19 protein-coding genes and 1 riboswitch are annotated in these 19,762 nt (G+C 62.2%); of the genes, 5 read left to right on the plus strand and 14 right to left on the minus strand.

The window, feature by feature from the left end; all coding sequences use genetic code 11:
- Positions 1-11: 11 nt before the first annotated feature.
- From G560_RS0103040 to G560_RS0103065, 6 genes are read right to left on the minus strand one after another with little or no spacing between them, the layout of a single operon-like run.
- A complete protein-coding gene (locus G560_RS0103040; protein WP_022702842.1) occupies positions 12-332 on the minus strand; it encodes a DUF1636 domain-containing protein in 321 nt (106 codons plus the stop codon).
- A complete protein-coding gene (gene cobA, locus G560_RS0103045) occupies positions 329-1,051 on the minus strand; it encodes a uroporphyrinogen-III C-methyltransferase (protein ID WP_022702843.1) in 723 nt (240 codons plus the stop codon). The genes G560_RS0103040 and cobA overlap by 4 nt, the downstream gene beginning before the upstream one ends.
- The gene (locus tag G560_RS0103050) at positions 1,048-2,370 is read right to left on the minus strand and encodes a cobyrinic acid a,c-diamide synthase CobB (RefSeq protein ID WP_022702844.1); all 1,323 of its coding nucleotides are present in this window, start codon (positions 2,368-2,370) and stop codon (positions 1,048-1,050) included. The genes cobA and G560_RS0103050 overlap by 4 nt, the downstream gene beginning before the upstream one ends.
- Complete coding sequence (gene cobM / locus G560_RS0103055; RefSeq protein ID WP_022702845.1) at positions 2,367-3,152, minus strand: precorrin-4 C(11)-methyltransferase; 786 nt, start codon at positions 3,150-3,152, stop codon at positions 2,367-2,369. Before cobM ends, G560_RS0103050 begins: the two co-directional genes overlap by 4 nt.
- A complete protein-coding gene (locus G560_RS0103060) occupies positions 3,149-3,505 on the minus strand; it encodes a cobalamin biosynthesis protein (RefSeq protein WP_022702846.1) in 357 nt (118 codons plus the stop codon). Before G560_RS0103060 ends, cobM begins: the two co-directional genes overlap by 4 nt.
- A complete protein-coding gene (locus G560_RS0103065) occupies positions 3,502-4,683 on the minus strand; it encodes a bifunctional cobalt-precorrin-7 (C(5))-methyltransferase/cobalt-precorrin-6B (C(15))-methyltransferase (RefSeq protein ID WP_022702847.1) in 1,182 nt (393 codons plus the stop codon). The genes G560_RS0103060 and G560_RS0103065 overlap by 4 nt, the downstream gene beginning before the upstream one ends.
- Between G560_RS0103065 and G560_RS0103070 the strand changes: the two genes are divergently transcribed.
- Complete coding sequence (locus tag G560_RS0103070; RefSeq protein WP_022702848.1) at positions 4,682-5,425, plus strand: cobalt-precorrin-6A reductase; 744 nt, start codon at positions 4,682-4,684, stop codon at positions 5,423-5,425. The two genes, G560_RS0103065 and G560_RS0103070, sit on opposite strands and share 2 nt — an antisense overlap.
- Here the strand turns inward: G560_RS0103070 and cobJ are convergent.
- The 7 genes from cobJ to G560_RS18365 are packed head-to-tail and all read right to left on the minus strand — an operon-like array spanning position 5,401 to position 13,415.
- The gene (gene cobJ / locus G560_RS0103075; RefSeq protein ID WP_022702849.1) at positions 5,401-6,147 is read right to left on the minus strand and encodes a precorrin-3B C(17)-methyltransferase; all 747 of its coding nucleotides are present in this window, start codon (positions 6,145-6,147) and stop codon (positions 5,401-5,403) included. The genes G560_RS0103070 and cobJ overlap by 25 nt on opposite strands.
- A complete protein-coding gene (locus tag G560_RS0103080) occupies positions 6,144-6,869 on the minus strand; it encodes a precorrin-2 C(20)-methyltransferase (protein ID WP_022702850.1) in 726 nt (241 codons plus the stop codon). The genes cobJ and G560_RS0103080 overlap by 4 nt, the downstream gene beginning before the upstream one ends.
- 2 nt (positions 6,870-6,871) lie before the next feature.
- The gene (locus G560_RS0103085) at positions 6,872-7,501 is read right to left on the minus strand and encodes a precorrin-8X methylmutase (RefSeq protein WP_022702851.1); all 630 of its coding nucleotides are present in this window, start codon (positions 7,499-7,501) and stop codon (positions 6,872-6,874) included.
- Entirely contained in the window at positions 7,485-8,678 is a 1,194-nt protein-coding gene (gene cobG, locus G560_RS0103090; protein WP_022702852.1) for a precorrin-3B synthase, read from the minus strand. The genes G560_RS0103085 and cobG overlap by 17 nt, the downstream gene beginning before the upstream one ends.
- Positions 8,675-11,920, minus strand: a complete 3,246-nt coding sequence (gene cobN / locus G560_RS0103095; RefSeq protein WP_022702853.1) for a cobaltochelatase subunit CobN — start codon at positions 11,918-11,920, stop codon at positions 8,675-8,677. The genes cobG and cobN overlap by 4 nt, the downstream gene beginning before the upstream one ends.
- 3 nt (positions 11,921-11,923) lie before the next feature.
- Positions 11,924-12,958 (minus strand): cobalamin biosynthesis protein CobW, encoded by a 1,035-nt coding sequence (cobW, locus tag G560_RS0103100; protein WP_022702854.1) that lies wholly within the window; start codon positions 12,956-12,958, stop codon positions 11,924-11,926.
- Positions 12,951-13,415, minus strand: a complete 465-nt coding sequence (locus tag G560_RS18365) for a DUF1636 family protein (protein ID WP_022702855.1) — start codon at positions 13,413-13,415, stop codon at positions 12,951-12,953. Before G560_RS18365 ends, cobW begins: the two co-directional genes overlap by 8 nt.
- A 102-nt stretch (positions 13,416-13,517) precedes the next feature.
- Positions 13,518-13,704, minus strand: a riboswitch (cobalamin riboswitch).
- A 139-nt stretch (positions 13,705-13,843) separates the two neighbouring features.
- On the opposite strand from G560_RS18365, the gene cobO reads away from it, so the two are divergent.
- Genes cobO through G560_RS0103125 form a run of 4 tightly spaced genes read left to right on the plus strand, consistent with a single transcriptional unit; the run spans position 13,844 to position 16,621 of the window.
- On the plus strand, positions 13,844-14,491 hold the full coding sequence (cobO, locus tag G560_RS0103110; protein WP_022702856.1) for a cob(I)yrinic acid a,c-diamide adenosyltransferase: 648 nt from the start codon (positions 13,844-13,846) through the stop codon (positions 14,489-14,491).
- Positions 14,492-14,833, plus strand: a complete 342-nt coding sequence (locus G560_RS0103115; RefSeq protein ID WP_022702857.1) for a Lin0512 family protein — start codon at positions 14,492-14,494, stop codon at positions 14,831-14,833.
- Positions 14,834-15,172 carry a Lin0512 family protein gene (locus G560_RS0103120; protein ID WP_022702858.1) on the plus strand — a complete coding sequence of 113 codons (339 nt, stop codon included), beginning with the start codon at positions 14,834-14,836 and terminating at the stop codon, positions 15,170-15,172.
- A 3-nt stretch (positions 15,173-15,175) separates the two neighbouring features.
- Positions 15,176-16,621 (plus strand): cobyric acid synthase, encoded by a 1,446-nt coding sequence (locus G560_RS0103125; RefSeq protein WP_022702859.1) that lies wholly within the window; start codon positions 15,176-15,178, stop codon positions 16,619-16,621.
- 4 nt (positions 16,622-16,625) lie between these two features.
- Here the strand turns inward: G560_RS0103125 and G560_RS0103130 are convergent, their stop codons facing one another.
- The gene (locus tag G560_RS0103130; protein ID WP_022702860.1) at positions 16,626-19,757 is read right to left on the minus strand and encodes an ATP-binding protein; all 3,132 of its coding nucleotides are present in this window, start codon (positions 19,755-19,757) and stop codon (positions 16,626-16,628) included.
- Between the last annotated feature and the right edge of the window lie 5 nt (positions 19,758-19,762).

Genomic DNA, 19,762 nt, shown 5'->3' on the forward strand with positions numbered 1-19,762 from the left:
CCTTTATGCCGTTATCCAGGGATGCGGGCCAGTGCTTTTTGCCGCAAACGGCCCAAAGGGCGGGCATCGGCAAAATTGCCGTCGGGGCTGGCTGCATAAAGGCGCAAAAAGGTCAGGATATCTGGCAGGTCTTCGTCGGTGATATCACCGAACAAATAGGCGGTTTTGCCTGTGGCTCGACACGCCAGCGTGGACGGGCGTGCGCAGCCAGACATGCACTCCACGCTGGCCAGCGTCACATCAAAATCAAGCGTTTGCAATGCGTTGCGCAGCATATCATCAAACCCTGATTGCCCTGCGGGGCAGGATTTGCACAGTGTCAGCGTCGTCATGCGCTTTCCGCCAAAGGCCCGATCAATATCAGCGCAGGTCCATCATCGCCCGCAGCTTCGACCATTTGCGCCAGTGTGCCAAGCGTGCCCCGCGTCAGGCTTTGATCGGGTTTCGAGATGTTTTGCGCCAGTAAAACCGGCGTATCTGCCGCCATTCCATGCGCCTGCAAGTTTACCGCCAACACACCACAGGTCCGCTTGCCCATATAAACCACAGTGGTCGCCTGCGCATCGGCAAGGGCGGCCCAGTTCAGCCCTTCGGGCAAATCACCCGTCACATCGGCGCCGGTCAAAAACTGTACGCGCCGTGCGGTCAGGCGGCGGGTCAGGGGAATGCCAGCCGCTGCAGCCGCCGCAGATGCCGCCGTAACACCCGGAATAATCTCATACTTGATCCCCGCCGCGCGCAGCGCCGTGATCTCTTCCTCCAGCCGCCCAAAAATCCCCGCATCACCCGATTTCAGGCGCACCACATGCTGCCCCGTGCTGGCATAATCCACCAACAACCGGCTCACATGGTCCTGTTTGGGTGACGCGCGCCCCGCCCGCTTGCCCACGCCCACAAGGTCCGCGCCCTGTTTGGCATGTTCCAAAATGGGCCCCGACGATAGGTCATCAAACAACACTGCATCGGCCATTTGTAATCGTTTGACAGCGGCAAGGGTCAACAGGTCCGGATCACCGGGGCCAGACGAGACAAAAGATACAAAGCCGGTCATGTTGCTTGCCCGATCAGGTGGAAATAGGTGCCCGTAGCCATGCCACCCCCGCCAAGCCTGCGCAAGGAGCCTGTCTCGGAAACCTGTGCGCCGCTGGCATCGCGCACGGTTGCCAAGGGCGCGTCCGGTTGTGACAGGATCGTGGAATAATGAAATTCATGCCCCCGCAAGGCCGCGCCCGCAGCATAGCCGGGGATGGGATGGGACAGGTGCGCCTGACGGTAGCCAAGGTGCATTTTGCGTTTCTCATAGGATGTCACAAGGCCCAAAAGCCCCGCCATTTCGTGGCTGACCCCGTCCTTATCCACCAGCGCGGCCCCCATCGCCATATAGCCCCCGCATTCCCCATGCACGGGGCGGGTTTGGGCAAAGGCCGTGATGTCACGGCGAAACACAGCCGCCGCCGCCAGCTTTCCGGCATGCAGTTCAGGGTAGCCGCCGGGCAGCCAGCAACAGTCGGCACTGTTATCCGGCCCTTGATCGGCAAGTGGCGAAAAGGGCAGGATCGCAGCCCCCGCCTGCCGCCAAGCTGCAATCAGATGCGGGTAAACAAAGGAAAACGCGGTGTCGCGGGCAAGGGCAATGCGCATGCCGGGCGGGGGTGATGCGGGGCCAGCGCTAGGCGTTGTGCTGGCCGCATTTGCCACATCCAACAGCGCGGGAATATCCACATTGGCCGCGATAAACGCTGCCGCACGGGCCAAAATCGCCTCCAGCTCGGGGTTTTCCTCGGCCTGCACCAGCCCCAAATGGCGTTCGGGCAAGGTGATGTCGGGGTTGCGTGGCAAGCTGCCAAACACGCGAATGCCCGCAGCTTCCATCCCTGCCCGCACCATCGCCTCATGGCGGGGGGATGCCACGCGGTTCAAAATTACCCCCGCAAAAGGCATGTCGGGCCGCAGTTTTGAAAATCCCAAGGCCACGGCGGCGGCGGATTGCGCCTGCCCCGACACATCAATCACCAACACCACAGGCCAGCCCATAAGGCTTGCGATATCGGCACTGGCCCCGCTGCCAGCCTCGCCTGCAATCGCCACACCGTCAAACAGGCCCATCGACCCTTCAGCAATGATCAGATCGGCCCCGTCCGCTTGGGCGCGAATGTCGTGCAGGGTTGCGGCAGGCATGGCCCAGCTGTCCAGATTGAACGAAGCGCGGCCTGCGGCAGCCGAATGAAACGCAGGGTCAATATAATCCGGCCCGCTTTTGAACGGTTGCACCGTGACCCCTTGCGCCCGCAATGCGGCCAGCAACCCCAAGGTCACGGTCGTTTTGCCGGTGCCCGACGCGGGGGCGGAAATCAGCAGCCCTTTGATCATTGATCCGCATCCGGAAAGCGCGGATCGGTGCCGACGGGGCGGTAACGGCGATCATAATCACCGGCATATAGGCGGCTTTCGTCAAACTCTTCGGCTCCAATGGCACGCCCGACAAGGATAAGGGCGGTGCGCTCCATTTCTGCCCCAATCGCGGTTTCCAAGGTGTCTAGCGTGGCCTTGACCACGCGCTGGTCCGGCCAACTTGCCCGCCAAACCACCGCCACAGGACAATCGGCGCCGTAATGCGGGGTCAACTCGGCCACGACAGCCTCTAGCATATGTACCGACAAATGAATCGCCAGCGTGGCCCCCGTTGCCGCAAAGGCCGCAAGCGTTTCGCCTTCGGGCATAGACGTCGCGCGCCCCGATGTGCGGGTCAGGATCACCGATTGCGCCACGCCGGGTAAGGTCAGTTCCGCGCCCAAGGCCGCCGCCGCCGCGGCAAAGGATGGCACCCCCGGCGTTACATCATAGGGAATGTTCAGCGCGCGCAGGCGGCGCAACTGTTCCCCCATCGCCGACCAAATCGACAAATCCCCCGAATGCAGCCGCGCGACGTCTTGGCCCGCCGCATGGGCGGTCGCAATCTCGGCCATAATTTCGTCCAGCGACATTGGTGCGGTGTTCACAATCCGCGCGCCGCTGGGGCAATGGGCCAGCAGGGCTTGGGGCACCAGCGACCCCGCATACAGGCACACGGGGCAGGCGGCGATCAGGTCGCGGCCGCGCAGGGTGATCAGGTCGGGCGCACCGGGGCCTGCGCCAATGAAATGAACGGTCATGTCTCGGGTCCTTGTGCAAGTGCCATTGTGGCGGTGCCATCGGCGGCGATGATGCGGGGGTGGATCAAAACGGCCATGGGCCCAGCGGCTGCCAGTGCGGCGGCTTCGGCCACAGACGTGTTCCCGTAACGGTGGGGTTGGTGGGGGGCAGGGGTTTGGGCACGCTCAACAGCCAAATCGGCCAGCGCGATGGGCAGCAAGGGTTTTGCCATAATTGCGGCCAAGCCGATCAGCGCGGGGTGGCTGGCCTTGTCGGCCACCACGGCCAGCGCATCTATCTGCGTCTCTCCCAGCAGTGCGCGCAAACTGGCCAAGGTGGCCGCGCCGCGCAGGCCAAACCCCGCGACGATCATCGCACCACACTCCACTGCACCACAGGCCGCAGCGGCACCCAGCCGCGCATCGTGCCCAAGGGGGCGGCATGTGCCAATTCCATCCGCAACAACTGCCCGCCCTTGGTTCCATGCCACTGTGCCAACAGCCCCTCGGTTTCCAAGGTAACGCCGTTAATCACCAACCGCGTCCCTTGTGGCAGATGATCCCAAAGCGCGTGCAGCAATGCGTCATTCGCCCCGCCACCAATGAACATCGCATCGGGCAGGGGCGCATCGGGCAACTCCGCCCCTACCTTGCCCTCGACCACCGTCATCTGCTGCGCTAACCCGAACCTGTCTATATTTGCGCGAATATTCGCGGCGCGCGCGGGTTTCGCCTCAAACGCCACGGCCCGCCCGCCTGCAAGGCACCATTCGACCGAGATGGACCCCGATCCCGCGCCAATATCCCACAGCACTTCGTCTTGCCTTGGGGCAAGCGCCGATATCGTTACCGCGCGCACAGGCTGTTTGGTGATCTGGCCGTCATGGGCAAAGCTGGCATCGGGCAGGCCACCACTGCGCGCGCGGGCCGTGGTTTGCATCACCTCAACGGCCACGGCAACGGGCGCTTGGACATCTGCCAGATCAAATTCCTTGGCGCTGGTTTGACGGCTGCGCTGGCGTGGCCCGCCAAGGCATTCCAGCACGTGCATCTGAGCGTCACCGGCCCCATGTTCGACCAGCCACGATGCCAATTCCGCAGGCGCCGCCCCATCACGGACCAAGCAAATCAGTTGCGCCCCGCGTGTCAGATGCGGTGCCAAATGGGCATAGGCTGCCGCATGCAGGCCAAAACAGCGCGCAACTTCCAGCCGCCAGCCCAAAAGGTTGGCCGCCAGCGCAAAGGTGGACGGGGCAGGGTAGGACACCCATTCCCCCGCATCCAAATGCTGTGCGATCGACCCGCCCGCCCCAAACCAGAACGGATCACCCGAGGCGAGGATAACCACAGGCGTGCCCCGCTGCGCCAGCACCGGACCTGTCGAAAATGGCACAGGCCACGCCTGCCCGCGCGCGCCCACGTCTGCCAGTTGCAAATGCCGTGGTGCGCCGAAAACCACGCAGGCGCGGTCCAATGCGGCGCGCGCAAGGCTTGACAAACCGTCCAGCCCGTCTTCATTCAATCCAATGATATGCAACCAAGGATCAGCCATGCGCACCCTCCTCTTGGGCGGAACCACTGAGGCAAGTCAGCTTGCCACCGCCCTTGCAGCACAAGGCGTAGACGCCGTGTTTTCCTATGCGGGTCGCACCGCAAACCCCGTGCCCCAGCCCTTGCCCACCCGCATCGGCGGTTTTGGCGGCGTGGCGGGTCTGTGCGATTACCTGCGCGCCAACAGTATCACCCATATTATCGATGCAACCCACCCCTTTGCCGCGCAAATGAGCCGGAACGCGGTTGATGCCAGCCTTGCCTGCGGTGTGCAACTGCTGGCCTTGGAGCGCGCGCCTTGGCAGGTCACCAGCGGCGATCACTGGATCCATGTGCCGAATATCGCAGGCGCGGTTGCCGCCTTGCCCGACACGCCTGCGCGGGTATTCTTGGCGATTGGAAAGCAAACCCTTGATGCCTTCGCCACCAAGCCGCAGCACCATTACCTGCTGCGGCTGGTCGATCCGCCCACAAGCCAACCCTTGCCGAATACCACCGTCATTATCGCGCGCGGCCCCTTTGATATCGCAAGCGATACCGCCTTGCTGCGCGGCAACAAAATCACCCATATCGTCGCCAAAAACGCAGGCGGCGCGGGGGCTGCGGCCAAACTCCACGCCGCCCGCGCGCTGGGCGTGGCGGTTATTATGATCGACAGACCAACCCTGCCGCCGCGTCGCATCGTGGCCTCGGTCGCGCAGGTGTTGGCATGGCTGGGTCATAGCGCCGACCGTGGTGTATAAACATGCCGCCCGATCCTGCGGGTCGCGGAATTGCCGACCAGCACAACCGTGCGCATATCGGCCATCTCGGGCACAGCCTCGGCCAGCGTCACAGTCTTCAGCGCCTCGTCCGGCGTGGACACGGCCCGCGCAAACGTAATCAACCGCGTGGGTTCACAATGCTCGCGCAACACCTCCAACACACGCGCAAACTGATGCGGGCGGCTGGCCGACCGCGGGTTGTAAAACGCCATCGCGAAATCGCCTTGCGCGGCCAGTGCCACCCGCTTTTCCACCGTGGCAAAGGGTTTCAGATTGTCACTTAAGTTAATCGCGCAGAAATCATGGCCCAAGGGCGCACCGGCCCGCGCCGCCGCCGCCAGCATCGCGGTAATGCCGGGCAGAATGCGGATATCAAGGGGCAGGTACTGCGGCATCGCCTCCAACGCCTCAAATATCGCCGAGGCCATCGCGAACACCCCCGGATCACCGGATGAGACCACAACCACCCGCCGCCCCGCCGCCGCCATGTCCAGCGCATGTTGGGCGCGGTCCATTTCAACGCGGTTGTCGGACGGATGCAGCGTCAACCCGTCACGCGGGGCCACGCGGGCAACATAAGGGATATAGCCCACAACATCGGTCGCATCGGCCAGTGCCGCCGTCACCTCTGGCGTGACCAAAGCATCCGAACCGGGGCCAAGGCCTGCCACCACCAACCAGCCCTTATCCTCGCCTTTCATTCCGCAATCTCCGGCCTGCGCCCATGCCCATGCACCAGCACAATGGCAAAATAGGGCGTGTCGCTGTCGTCCAGATCGGCCAGCTTCATCACACGCTGTTTGGGCATGGTGCCGCGTTCCACCAGCCACGCCGCATCCAGCCGCCCCGCCGCTTCCAGCGCGCGCCGCACCTTGGGCAGGTTGCGCCCGGTTTTCATAATGACCAGCGCGTCCGACTGGCCCATATGCTGCACCAAATCCGCCTCTGGCAAGGTGGCCATCAGCACGGTCATCACATCATCGCCCCAAGTGATCGGTACACCCGTGGCATTCCAGCACCCCGTCATCCCCGTAATGCCGGGGATCACGTCAATGTCCACCCGTCCTTGCAGGCGCGTATACAGATGCATAAACGACCCGTAAAAGAAGGGGTCCCCTTCGCACAGCACCACCACCTCGCCGGGCAGGGCGACCAGGCGTTCGGCCCAACCGTCATAGAAATGTGCCAGAATGTCGTTGTATTCCGGTGTGTTGAACAGAATTTCGGTGGTGACAGGGTATTCCATCGCCAGTTCAACCGCATCCGCGCGCAGCATGCCCTCGACAATCTGGCGGGCCTGGCCACGTTTGCCGGCCTTGCGGAAATAGGCAATCGTTTGCCCTGCACGGATAATCCGGTCCGATTTAACCGAAATCAGATCGGGATCGCCCGGCCCCAGCCCTGCGCAGATGATACGGGCCATTTTTATTCCTTCCGGCTGGCAAGCGCGTTGACCGCCGCCACAGTAATCGCCGACCCGCCCAACCGTCCCGACACCACCACGGATGGGACAGGCGGCGCCAACATCAGCGCCTCTTTGCTTTCGGCAGCCCCAACAAACCCCACAGGGCATCCGATAATCGCGGCGGGGCGGGGGCAGGCGGGGTCTTCCAGCATGTTCAGCAAATGAAACAGCGCAGTTGGCGCATTGCCAATCGCCACCACGGCACCGCCCAACATGGGCCGCCACAGCTCCAGCGCCACCGCTGACCGCGTGTTTTGCATATCGGCCGCCAGCCCCGCCACACGCGGATCGCGCAGGGTGCAGATCACCTCATTTTCGCGCGGCAGGCGTTTGCGGGTGATGCCTTCGGACACCATATGCGCATCGCACAAAACAGGCGCGCCGTCTTCCAGCGCTGCCCGCGCCGCAATCGCCATGCCCGCCGAAAACTGGATGTACTGTTCCAGCCCCACCATCCCCGCCGCGTGGATCATGCGCACGGCGACAATTTCTTCTTCGGGTGTAAATCGCGCCAAATCCGCCTCGGCGCGGATCATGGCAAAGGATTGCAGGTAAATGGCCGCGCCATTGGTTTCATAGCTGTGGGGCATTGGGTTTCTCAAACAAAAGGTCGGGGTTTGCCATAAGGTCGGCGGCGGAATGGGTGCTATGCGGCCTACCTGCCGCCGTGGCCTTGTGCAACGCAGCAAAGCCGTTTGTCGTGGCCACAAGCGTATATTCGGCAGGGGCAGGCATGGCGCACCCTTTGGCGCAGCCCGACACATGCAGGGTTTGCCCCTGCGGCACATGCGCGGCCAAAGCGACGGCCAGCGCGCGCGTGGGGGCCAGCGCCTGCAAACAGCCCGGCGCGCCCGTGCAGGCCACAACCCGCAGCAAGGGGTCATGGGGTGCGGTTATCAGGCTGGGCAGGGTGGGGGCCGTGGCCAGCCCTTCGACCAAAACCATACGCCACGGGGTCAGTCGCAGATCACCCAGATCGGCAAGGCTTGCAAGGGTTTGCGCCGTCATCTGACCAAAGGCAAAGCCCAACAGATACCCTTGCGCACAAGGCCCAATCTGCGGGGTCGCGGGGCTTGCGGGCAAGGCCTGTGTGGTTTGAAACGCCGCTGGCAGGCACGCATGGCGCGCGGCAGGGGCCAGCCCTGCAAACAGCGTCGCCATCCGCCCGCGCCCGTTCTGGATGTGCCCCGTTTGCGTGAACCAATGCGCCAATGCCAGCGCCAAAGCCGCCGCCTCGGCAGGGCACTCGGCCAGCGCGCCTGTCTCGAACCCGTCGCCTCGCACCAAAATCCCGCCGTTTCCCGCCTCGATCCGGATATCGGCCGCCGCCCCGCACAGCGCGTTCTGCGGCGACAAATCAATCGAAAATCCGAATTTTCCAGGCAGTTTCGGGGCATTCGTGCCCGACAGTCCGGCTTCCAACGCGGCATAAACCGCTTGGGTCGCATCCCCCGCCGCCCAAAACGGGCCAACCATAATATTGCGGCGCGCCTCGGCCTCGGCACTGTCATCCAAACAGCCAAGCGCGCGCAAACCGTCGATCAAGGCAGGGTGGCCCGCCTCGTTCACCCCCCGTATTTGCAGGTTGGCGCGGTTTGACAGGTCCAGCAATCCGTTGCCATGCCTGCCCGCCAGTGCGGCAATCCCCTTGGCCTGCACCGTCGTCAACCGCCCCCCGCGTGGCCGCACCCGCACGACCAAACCGTCGCCCGACATCATCGGGCGCAGCGCACCAGGGCACCAGCCTTGGACAATCGGCGCGCTCATTCTCCTGCCTCCAAGGGGTGGGCCTCTATCGCCGCCGCAATCGAATTGCGCCGCGTCAGCCACAGGCCCGCATCGCGCAAGGCGGCAAATTTGGCCTGCATCGCGGCCAAAGCTGCGGGGTTTTCGCGTGCCAGAAAGTCGCGCAAATCGTCGCGGCCCAAGGTCGCCTCGTGGTACAAATCAAACAGATGCGGCGGCACGGCGCGGGTCAAATGCGCGAATGACGCCAGATGGTCCAGTGTTGCGGCCACCTCGGCAGCCCCCCGAAACCCGTGGTTCATCATGCTGTTGGCCCAGTTCGGGTTGGCTGCGCGCGCCCGTATCACACGGGCAATTTCCTCGGCCAAGGTGCGCGCGCGGGGGCTGTCAGCCCGCGTTGCATCAATGTGGTACAGCGCAGGCGCTTGCCCCCCCAGTGCCGCCACCGCCGCCGCAAACCCGCCCTCGTGTGCTGCATAATCAGACGCGACCAGCACATCGGTTTCCGCCAAATCCTGCACATGGGCAAAGCTGTCGGCGGCCAAAACCCGCGCCTCGAGCGCGGCCCGTGCATGGTGCGACGCCCCTTGCGCATCAATCGCCCATTCCGACCCTTTCAACCACGCCTCACCCGCCAAGGCGCGGCCCTCATCGGAAAAATCCTCCAGTGCGTCGGTCATGCCCATGCCGTAAAGCCCCGGTTTGGGGCCAAAAACGCGGTGCGTACGGGCAATATAGGGGTTATCCTCCACCGTCTCATCACGCAGCGACAGCGCCTCGCTTGCGGCCTCAAACATCTGCGCAAGGCCCGGAAAAATATCACGAAACAGCCCCGACACGCGCAACGTCACATCAATACGGGGGCGGCGCAGCAGGGCGAGCGGCGTGATCTCGTACCCCGACACGCGTTCAGACCCTTCGTCCCAGCGCGGGGCCACGCCAGCCAGATGCATGGCCATCGCAAACTCTTCGCCCGATGTCCGCATCGACGCTGACCCCCACAGGTCAATCACCAAACCCTTTGGCCAATCGCCTTGGTCCTGCAAATGGCGGCGCAGCAATTCCTCGGCCAGCTTGACGCCTTGGGCATGGGCGGAACGCGACGGCACCGCGCGGGGATCAACCGAAAACAGGTTGCGCCCCGTGGGTTGCACATCGGTCCGGCCACGGTAGGGCGACCCAGACGGGCCTGGGGCCACGCGGCGCCCCGCAAGGGCCGTCAGCAACCCGTCCATCTCACCGCTGGGGCCAAAAATATGCAGCCCTTCGCCGTATTGGCTTTCCTTTACATCACAAACAAACCGGTCAATCCGCGTGATCGCTTCGGCGGGCGACGCATCAGCATCCAGCCCCAAATCCGTCTCTACCCCCGCCGCCTGTGCCTCGGCCCGAACATCAGCGATCAAGCGGTCACGCCGCGCTGGGTCCAGCCCGTCGGCAGTGGAATATTCATCCAGCAAGCGTTCCAGCCGCGTCATATTGGCAGGCGTTTCCGACAGCGCCATGGGCGGCGGCATATGGCCCAGCGTTACCGCGCCAATCCGGCGTTTGGCTTGCGCGGCCTCACCCGGATCATTGACGATAAAGGGATAGATCACGGGCAATGGCCCCGTCAGCGCATCGGGCCAACAGGCCTGCGACAAGGCCACCGATTTGCCCGGCAACCATTCCAGCGTGCCATGCGCGCCGACATGAACCAACGCGTGCAGGCCTTGTGCGCGCAGCCACAAATAGAACGCGACATAGGCATGGCGCGGCGTGCGCGACAGGTCGTGGTAGTCATCATCGCGGCTGTTCACCTCACCCCGCTCGGGTTGCAGGGCGACCAAGGTCTCACCGCGCATCACAGCCTTAAACCGCATCGCCCCATCCGCCGCAGCCGGATCATCTTCCGCCCCGCCCCACGCTTGGGTCAGGTCATCTTGCAACCCCTGCGTCAGGGATTTCAGCGCGGTCGCATAATCCTTTAACGGCCAAGCAATCGTGCGGTGGGTCAAATCCTGCCCCAGCCCTTCGCCAGCCACGGCACGATAGCCCTCCGCCTCTAACCGCGCCAAAATCGCCTCGGTCGACGCAATCGCATCAAGGCCAACCGCATGCGCCAGCTGATAGGTTTTACCAGGATAGGTGGACAGAACAATCGCCAAGCGCCGCGCAGGCGCAGGGGTTTGGGCCAGCGCATACCACGCCGCCACCTTCTCCACCGCCGCCTCAATCAGGCCCGTATCGGCGCGGTGGGTAAAGCGGGAAAACTGCAAATCGGGGTCGCGCGGGGTGGGGGCTTTGAAACTTACAGCGCCCGCGAAAATACGGCCATCCACCTCGGGCAACACCACATGCATCGCCAGATCGGCAGGCGACAATCCACGGTCGGCATCAACCCATTCGCGCCGCCGCGCCGTTGACAGACCGACCTGAAACACTGGGCACCCGGGCGCATCAAGCGGCGACGTGCCATCGGCACCCTTCGCCGAAAAAGCAGTGGCGTTGATCACCGCAACAGGGGCCAAATCGCCCAAGGCCTGCCGCACCCACGCCGCCGAAACGGGTGCCTTCAACGAATTGGCAAACAGCCCCACAGCGTTAAGCCCGCGCGCCCGCAAGCGGGTGATAAGTGCGTCAACGGGGCTGGTATCAGCCGAGGTCAAATAGCTGCGGTAAAACGTCACCGCCACCGTGGGGCCATCCGCCTTTGGCCCTGCAATGACCCCAAAATCAGGGTCATACCACCCACATTCCGGCACCGATTTATCGCCCACAACCGGCCCCGCATAAAGCCCCGCCGCCAGCGCCATTTGCGCCAAAGCCGCTTGCGCTGCCACAGCCCCCCCCGCCTCACACAGCGCCGACAACCGCCGCAAGGTCGAGACTGGCAAGGTCGACAACGCATCCAGCCGCGCATCGGGCCGCCCATCGGCAGGCACAATCGCCAAGGCAATCCCCCGCCTGCGGCACAGATCCTGCACCTGCGCCAAGCCATAGGACCAATAGCTTTCGCCCCCGATCAGCCGGATCAAAATCCCCTTGGAGCCTGCCAAAGTATTCTCAACATAAGTATCTACCGACAACGGATGCCGCAGCGCCACCAAATTGGCCAAGCGCGTTGTAGGCAGCGTATCCCGCCCCCGCTGCCAGCCCGCCGCAAAGGCCCCAAGGTCACTGTCGGAAAAGGACAATACCACCAAATCGGCAGGGCTTTGCCCCACGTCATAGGGCGTGTCCGTTTCCTCTAACCCGTGGCTTTCGCGAAAGACGACATGCATAGATCAGGCCTCTAGCACCGCGCGGATCGCCGCCTCGTTGATGTGGTCATGCTCGGCAATTACCACCAGTCGGGTCTGGCGCGGGGTATCCCCCCACGGGCGGTCATATTGCACGCGAATACGCTCGCCCACGGCTTGCACCAGCATCCGCATCGGCTTGCCCGTCACCGCAACATAGCCTTTGACCCGCAGGATGTGCTGTTCCCGCGCCAGACGAATAATCGCGGCTTGCAATGCGTCAGGGTCGGCCACTTCCGGCAAATCAATCACCACGCTTTCAAAATCATCATGCTCGTGGTCGTCATGCCCGTCATGATGGCTGGGGCGGGCGTCGATATCATCCTCCGCCGCCGAATTCAGACCCAAAATCACGCGCGGATCAATCACCCCATCCGTCATCGCAATCATCGGCACCTTACGCACGGTTTCCGACGTGATCACCGCGCGTGCAGCCGCCAATCCAGCCTCACCCGCCAAATCCGCCTTGGACAAAAGGATAATATCGGCACAGGCGATCTGATCCTCAAACACCTCGGACAACGGCGTTTCATGGTCAATACTGTCATCGGCCAAACGCTGCGCATCCACCGCCGCCACATCGGGCGCAAAACGGCCCGCCGCCACCGCCTCGGCATCGGCCAGCGCAATCACCCCATCGACCGTAATCTTGGACCGGATTGCAGGCCAATCAAACGCCTTCAACAACGGCTTGGGCAAGGCCAACCCCGAGGTTTCAATCAAAATATGGTCGGGCCGCTGCGGCATCGCCATCAGCGCCTCAATCGTCGGGATAAAATCATCGGCCACGGTGCAGCAAATGCAGCCATTCGCCAGCTCGACAATATTTTCCACCGGACAGCTTTCATCGGCGCAAGATTTCAAGATGTCGCCATCCACGCCCACGGTCCCAAACTCATTGACCAAAATCGCCAAGCGTTTCCCCTGCGGGTTCATCATCAAATGCCGGATCAGCGTGGTTTTGCCCGACCCGAGGAAACCAGTGATCACAGTAACGGGGATTTTGGACAGATCAGACATTGGGGGCATCCTTGGTCAAAGTAGCGGGGGTTAGGTCAATAGGGGTGAACGTGGCGGGCGGAATCCGCGCGATGCAATTCTTGCGAAAGTGTTGCGACCTTTCGCGCCACGGCACTAGCCCATCTGCGGCAGTCAGGTAACGGGCAGCGCCATCGCGCAGGGTTTCGACATCGGTATCGGGATTCAGATTGCCGTAAACATAGGACCAACGCGCGTCACCACCCCGCAGCGCCACGGTACAGCCGCGCGTGCAATTGGAAAGGCATTCCACCGCATGCACCTGCAGCCCCGCAGGCAACTCCCCTGCCATTAGCGCCGCATAAAGACGCGCACCGGGGCGGGTTTCATCCTCGGCCGCAGCCAAGTCAGCCAGCGGGTTTGCAGGCAAGCTGGTTTTGCAGGTCACGCAGATCAACAACTCTGCATCTGGCAAATTGGTCGCAGTGGCATCACTCATCGCATCGGTCCTTGGCATCACATCGGACCGGGGCAAAAATGGCGGGCGCATACGCAAATGCCCGACACCGGGGCACCCCGCCCGGACTTCGTGTCTCTCTCGCGCTGGCAGGTCTCCCGGCTTGCGGATATCGGGGCGCGGTTGCCCCTGCGGTTGCCCCGCCTTCCCAGCCTTACGGGCCAGTGGCATTGGGCGACCTCTCCGGTCACGGTCGCGGGGGCGGCTGTGCTTGGGGCGCGTATCGCCTTGGCACATTCCCTTTTCACCCGAAAACCTTCGGGCACCAGCAGCGCCCACTTGGGCCAAGTGGCGGGGCGGAGTCAAGCGCCCCCGTGCCGTAATTGACGCAGCAGCCCACGGCGGTTCGGGTTGTAGTGGGCCACAACTGGTGCCAAAGATGCGCCAAGCCGAATGAAAGGATGCCCGACATGGACCAGACCCCCACAGAAAAGCCGCCCGCCGAAAAGCCCCCCGTCGATAACGCCCGCCACGCCACTAAAATGGCCAAGAAAAAGGCCGCGCGCGACAAGATCATGGCCACCAAAGAAGGCGACAAAGGCCTCGTGATTGTCCACACAGGCGCGGGCAAAGGCAAATCCTCCTCCGGTTTCGGGATGATCCTGCGCTGTATCGCCCACGGCATGCCCTCCGCCGTTGTCCAGTTCATCAAAGGCGCATGGGACACAGGCGAGCGCCGCTTGATCGAGGCGAATTTTTCCGACATGTGCCAGTTTCACGCGATGGGCGAAGGTTTTACCTGGGAAACCCAAGACCGCGAACGCGATGTCGCCGCAGCACAGGCCGGTTGGGCCAAGGCCAAAGAACTGATCCTCGATCCCGAAATCCAATTCGTCCTGCTCGATGAAATCAACATCGCCCTGCGCTATGACTACCTTGATATAGCCGAAGTCGTGGCCTTCCTGCACGACCATAAACCGCCCATGACCCATGTGGTCCTGACGGGCCGCAACGCGAAAGAGGAGTTGATCGAACTGGCCGATCTGGTCACGGAAATGACCCTGATCAAGCACCCGTTCCGGTCGGGTGTCAAAGCGCAAAAAGGCGTGGAATACTGAATGAAAAAGCGCATGTTGACCGAACTGGGCATGGGCACATCGCTGCGCCGTCAAGATTATACCGAGGCCGCCGTGCGCGCGGTCAAAGATGCGCTGTGGCACAATTCCATCAACCTCGCCGAACTCTTTGGCCGTGACAAATCGGACATGTTGATTGATCTGGAAATTGGCGTCCAGCAGCCCGATCTGGTTGCCCAAGATACCCTCGCCGCCGTGTTCCCGTACGGGCAAGTCACGATTTCGGTGGTCAAAGGCGGGCTGGATGTGCCGCGCGCCGATGGTGGCAACCCCACCGTCATCGCCAATGCCGCAATCTCGGTGTCGTTTGAGATGGAGGCATAGATGCAGCGTTTTATTATCGAAATGGGCATGGGCAACGACCAATACGGCCAAGATTATACCAAAGCCGCCGCCCGCGCGATTGAAGACGCGATCCGCCATTCCGCCATCCCGATGTTTGAATCTGTCGGCATTTCCCATGCCGAAATGGAGGTCCGCGTGACCATCGGTGTGCAAAACCCCGATCTGGTGGATTGCGCGGCACTCGCCGAAAAACTGCCCCGTGGTCGGGCCACCGTCACCGCGACCCACGGCGGGCTGAACGTCACCAATCCCGACAACGGCAACATCCTCGTCATCGCCACCGCGGCGGTCGAGGCGTTCTTGCCCTTTCAAGGATAACCCATGCGCGCGCTGATGATCCAAGGGGCAGGGTCCAATGTCGGTAAATCCTTGCTGGTGGCGGGGCTGTGCCGTGCGGCTAAACTGCGCGGGTTGTCGGTGCGCCCGTTCAAACCGCAAAACATGTCCAACAACGCTGCCGTCACCGCCGATGGCGGCGAAATTGGCCGCGCGCAGGCCTTACAAGCGATGGCTTGCGGGGTGGACCCGATGGTCGATATGAACCCCGTCCTCCTAAAACCTGAATCCGAGGTCGGCTCCCAAGTCATCGTCCAAGGCCGCCGCGTGGCCACCGTCAAAGCGCGCGAATATTCGGCGCTGAAACCAAAGCTGATGGCCCCCGTCCTCGACAGCTTTAACCGCCTGAAATCGCAATGTGATCTGGTCATTGTCGAAGGTGCTGGCAGCCCTGCCGAGGTGAACCTGCGTGCAGGCGACATTGCCAATATGGGCTTTGCATCGGCTGCCAATGTCCCCGTGATCCTTGTCGGTGATATCGACCGTGGCGGCGTCATTGCCCAGATGATCGGCACCCAAGCGGTGCTGGACCCCGCCGATAACGCCTTGATCGCAGGGTTCCTTATTAACAAGTTTCGCGGTGATGTGTCGCTGTTCGATGACGGCTACAAACTGATTGCCGACCGCACCAATTGGCGCGGTTTCGGCGTGGTCCCTTTCTTCCCCAACGCCACGCGCCTCCCTGCCGAAGACGCGCTTGACCTGCCAAAGGGCGGCGGTTCGGGCGCTTATAAAATCGCCTGCCTTACCCTGTCGCGCATCGCCAATTTCGATGACCTCGACCCCTTGGCGCAAGAACCCGGCGTAAACCTGCAAATGATCGGTGCGGGGCAGGCGGTGCCGGGCGATACCGACCTGATTGTCATCCCCGGGTCCAAATCCACCCGTGGCGACCTCGCCTATCTGCGCGCGCAGGGTTGGGATGTTGATATCGCCGCCCATGTGCGGCGCGGTGGGGCTGTGCTGGGAATTTGTGGTGGATATCAGATGCTTGGCAATTGGGTGCGCGACCCGCAGGGCATAGAAGGGGCGGCGGGTGACACAGCTGGCCTTGGCCTTTTGGATGTTGATACGGTGATGAGCCCCGATAAAACCCTGACCCGCGTCTCTGCCACCCATGCCGAAACCGGATGTCCGATCACGGGCTATGAAATCCATATCGGGCGCAGCGACGGCCCCGCCCGTGCGCGCCCTTTTGCCCATATCAACGGCCAACCCGAAGGCGCCGTGTCCAGCGATGGCCGCATCATGGGCAGCTATCTGCACGGCATGTTCGGGGATGACAGTTTTCGCGCGGCGTTCTTGCAAGCGCGTGGCGCAGCTTCGTCGCAGCTATCGTACAGCGATACGGTCGAAACCACTTTGGACGCCTTGGCGCAACATCTGGAACAGTGCTTGGATGTCGAAGGCCTGCTGCGGCTGGCGCGCTAACCCGTTACAATTGCGCTTCAATCCGCCGTTGCAATATGGCCAGGCCTTCGTCTTGTGCCAATGCCGCCGCCCGCCGCAGCCCCGCATCACGGGCCGCGCGGTCACGGTTCAGCAACGCTTCGCAGGTCAACGCCCGCGCCTCATGGACGCCCGTGCCATCGCCATGAAAATTAGCCCGAAAATAGGCCAGATCCGCCAATGCCATGCGCCGTGCCACCAAACGCAGCTTTAACACCGTCAAAATATCGACCAGCCCGGGTTTTGGCGGGGGCACCACGCTGCGGTCGGGGTAATCGGGGCCGGGGGGCGGCTCTTTCATCAATCCGGCGATCTTGACCAAAATCTCGGCCCGCACCAAATGAAAATACCGGCTAAACACCACATTACCCGAGCTGCGCGTATCGTCCAACACCGCACACAGCCGCTTCCACCCCAAAGCAACCTTACCAAGCCGCAAGTAATAGATCGCGTCAATCAACGCATTTCCCTGAATAATGTTGTAATCCAGATAGTTGCGCGACAAAGCGATCATTTCGTCCAATGTGGCCCGCGCTGCCCTCGGGTTTTTCCCCAACACGGTATTGGCAGCCCAAAGCGACACCATCACATGCTTGTCTGCCGTTCCCGGTAAGGTCAGCGCCATTGATGCTTCGGCCAATTCCACAGCCGCCTCGTTCTCTTCAACCACTTGATACAACAGCGTTTGTGACCACGCGGCAAAGCCTTGGCCACGCCGATCATTCTGGAGAATGGCAAAATCGCGCAAGGCGTCGTTGCGTTCGCGCGCGCGGGCCATTTTCCCGATTGACCGGAAATGTGCGGCCTGCAAATAAATGATCTGCATTTTCAGCCGCGTCTCGCCAAAGCTTTCGGCCTTTCGCAAGGTGTCATCGGCCATATCCATAATGGCCGCATGGGGCACTGCGTTGGTTTCTTCATAGGCGCGCAGCAAGGGCAAATGCAGCCAGGCCGCCGACATTTCATCCCCGCGCTTTTGCGCCTGCGTGATGCCGTTTTTGGCCAGCTCTATCGCCTGCGGATAATCGCGCACATGGGTCAAGGCCGTTGCGTAATGTGACACGGCGATTTCAATCGCCCGCTCATTTCCACCGGCTTGCAGCTTTGGCAAAAACTCGCGCCCAACCTCAATCGCGCGGGCAAAATCACCTTTGAAATTCATTGCCTCCAGCCAAATCACGACCATCCGGTCAAGCTTGGCTTGGTCAATCAACGCAGGCTCGCGGCGCAACATATCGCGGGCCAGCGACAGTACTCTGTCCACTTCGTTCAGGTCATACACCTGCAAGGCCTTGCGCGCCGATTGGATCAGATAGGGCAACGCGCGCGCAGGCATGTGCGCCGCATTGAAATGAAAGGCCAGCGTTTCGCAATGCTCGTCCGCGTGGTCGGCTGTCATGGTTTCCAGCGCCATGCCAATGATCTGATGCATCGGCAATCGGTTGTCTTCCAGCAAACTGCCATAAATCGCATCGCGCAAAAGCGCGTGACGAAACCGCCATTGATCGGCATTGCCGCCGGGGGCAACCTCAATCAACCCACGGTCCGCGGCTTCCGCCAGATGGGGCGATAAATCTTGGCCCTGTTCGACGGATTCCAGCACCATTTGGCTGAACTGACGGCCTTGCACGGCGGCAAAGCGCAGCGTTTGGCGCATCGGGGCGGGCAAAGCATCGACACGCGCCATCACCAGATGCTGCAAATTGCCGCCAGCAAGGTCCACCCGAACACTGGGCCGGATGATCAACCCTTTTGGGCCGTCAACCAACGCATCTATCGACCCAAGGTAGCGCATGATTTCTTCGATAAACAGCGGGTTGCCTTCGGACTTTTCATACAAACGGTCCACAAGCTCGGGTGACAAAACCGCGCTGCGCACCCGCCGGGACGCAAGGTCGCGTGTTTCGTCCAGCGTCAGGGCTCCAAGGCGCAAGGTCGTGGTTGTTTCGTGGTGCGCCAAGGCGTTGATACCTTCGGGGCGCGTGGTCAGCAAGAACGGGCAGGCGGCGGGTGGCATCCGTGCCCCGCTTTGGCGCAGCAGATCGTCCAAAAGGCTCCTGGTGGACCCGTCGATCCAGTGCATATCCTCAATAACCATCAGGCTTGGGCTTATGGTATAAAGCCGCATCAACGCGCGCCGCAGCGTTTCGCGCAAGGCCAGCGCAAGGTTGCCGCCAGTTTCCGACGAAATCACTTCCTTGCCCGGCGCAAAAAGGTGGCGCAACGCAGATAGGTCAATATCAGCGCCCAAAACCTGCTTCAGCCCCGCCAATATGGCATCTGGCCCCTCGGCCGCATTAACCTGACTGACGGCAAGCAAAATATCGGTCAGGGGTTGGTATGGCGCTTGCGACCCCGACCTGCATTGCCCTTGAAACACCTGTCGTTCGCCTTGCATCGACAGCCGCAAATCATACAGCAACCGTGATTTCCCAATGCCGGGCGGCCCTTCGATCAAGGTCATATGCCAGCCTTGGGGCGTGGCATTGATGGCGTGGCGCAGGCCATCCAACTGCGCGCGGCGACCTACCATATCCACCAGCCCGCGGCGGATGCGGCCGGCAAAACGCTCGGATGCGTCCAGCGTTTTGTGCAGCACAAAGGCATGGGGCCGTCCGGTAAGCCCCTTCAGGGTCTGGGGGCCAAGGTCGGTGCAATCCACCTCTCCGGCCACCTGTTCGAACATCGCATCCGACAGCAAAATTTGCCCGGGCTGGGCTAATTCCTGCAACCTTGCCGCAGCATTCACGGGTTGGCCCATGATATTCAGGTCCATACCCGCATTCGGCCCCATATGGCCCACGACAACCATGCCACCGCTAATCCCGATGCGAAACTGGGGCCTGACCCCGAAACGCTGTTCAAGCGCGTCACTGTCGCGGGTCAGCGCCGCCTGAAACGCCAGCGCCGCGCGGCAGGCCCGCAAAGACGCATCTTCGACCGCAACAGGCGCGCCAAAGGACGCAAGCAAACTGTCGCCCCCAAAGGTCAGCGCCGTGCCGCCTTCTGCCTCAACCGCCGCAATCGCCATCGCGATCAACCGTGTCAGCAGTTGATAGGTTTTTTCCGCGCCAATCTGTTCAGTGATCGCGGTCGATGCGGCCATGTCGGCCATCATCACGG

Source organism: Pseudorhodobacter ferrugineus DSM 5888, from assembly GCF_000420745.1.
GTDB classification, from domain to species: Bacteria; Pseudomonadota; Alphaproteobacteria; order Rhodobacterales; family Rhodobacteraceae; genus Pseudorhodobacter; species Pseudorhodobacter ferrugineus.

Excerpts from the sequence above, each read along its gene's own strand:
- cobA (WP_022702843.1), bottom strand. The coding sequence starts at position 1,051 with ATGACCGGCTTTGTATCTTTTGTCTCGTCTGGCCCCGGTGATCCGGAC.
- G560_RS0103125 (WP_022702859.1), top strand. The coding sequence starts at position 15,176 with ATGCGCGCGCTGATGATCCAAGGGGCAGGGTCCAATGTCGGTAAATCC.
- G560_RS0103115 (WP_022702857.1), top strand. The coding sequence starts at position 14,492 with ATGAAAAAGCGCATGTTGACCGAACTGGGCATGGGCACATCGCTGCGC.
- G560_RS0103065 (WP_022702847.1), bottom strand. The coding sequence starts at position 4,683 with ATGGCTGATCCTTGGTTGCATATCATTGGATTGAATGAAGACGGGCTG.
- G560_RS0103040 (WP_022702842.1), bottom strand. The coding sequence starts at position 332 with ATGACGACGCTGACACTGTGCAAATCCTGCCCCGCAGGGCAATCAGGG.
- cobJ (WP_022702849.1), bottom strand. The coding sequence starts at position 6,147 with ATGAAAGGCGAGGATAAGGGCTGGTTGGTGGTGGCAGGCCTTGGCCCC.
- cobG (WP_022702852.1), bottom strand. The coding sequence starts at position 8,678 with ATGAGCGCGCCGATTGTCCAAGGCTGGTGCCCTGGTGCGCTGCGCCCG.
- G560_RS0103060 (WP_022702846.1), bottom strand. The coding sequence starts at position 3,505 with ATGATCGTCGCGGGGTTTGGCCTGCGCGGCGCGGCCACCTTGGCCAGT.
- G560_RS0103070 (WP_022702848.1), top strand. The coding sequence starts at position 4,682 with ATGCGCACCCTCCTCTTGGGCGGAACCACTGAGGCAAGTCAGCTTGCC.
- G560_RS0103080 (WP_022702850.1), bottom strand. The coding sequence starts at position 6,869 with ATGGCCCGTATCATCTGCGCAGGGCTGGGGCCGGGCGATCCCGATCTG.
- G560_RS0103085 (WP_022702851.1), bottom strand. The coding sequence starts at position 7,501 with ATGCCCCACAGCTATGAAACCAATGGCGCGGCCATTTACCTGCAATCC.
- G560_RS0103120 (WP_022702858.1), top strand. The coding sequence starts at position 14,834 with ATGCAGCGTTTTATTATCGAAATGGGCATGGGCAACGACCAATACGGC.
- G560_RS0103130 (WP_022702860.1), bottom strand. The coding sequence starts at position 19,757 with ATGATGGCCGACATGGCCGCATCGACCGCGATCACTGAACAGATTGGC.
- G560_RS18365 (WP_022702855.1), bottom strand. The coding sequence starts at position 13,415 with ATGAGTGATGCCACTGCGACCAATTTGCCAGATGCAGAGTTGTTGATC.
- cobN (WP_022702853.1), bottom strand. The coding sequence starts at position 11,920 with ATGCATGTCGTCTTTCGCGAAAGCCACGGGTTAGAGGAAACGGACACG.
- cobO (WP_022702856.1), top strand. The coding sequence starts at position 13,844 with ATGGACCAGACCCCCACAGAAAAGCCGCCCGCCGAAAAGCCCCCCGTC.
- cobM (WP_022702845.1), bottom strand. The coding sequence starts at position 3,152 with ATGACCGTTCATTTCATTGGCGCAGGCCCCGGTGCGCCCGACCTGATC.
- G560_RS0103050 (WP_022702844.1), bottom strand. The coding sequence starts at position 2,370 with ATGATCAAAGGGCTGCTGATTTCCGCCCCCGCGTCGGGCACCGGCAAA.
- cobW (WP_022702854.1), bottom strand. The coding sequence starts at position 12,958 with ATGTCTGATCTGTCCAAAATCCCCGTTACTGTGATCACTGGTTTCCTC.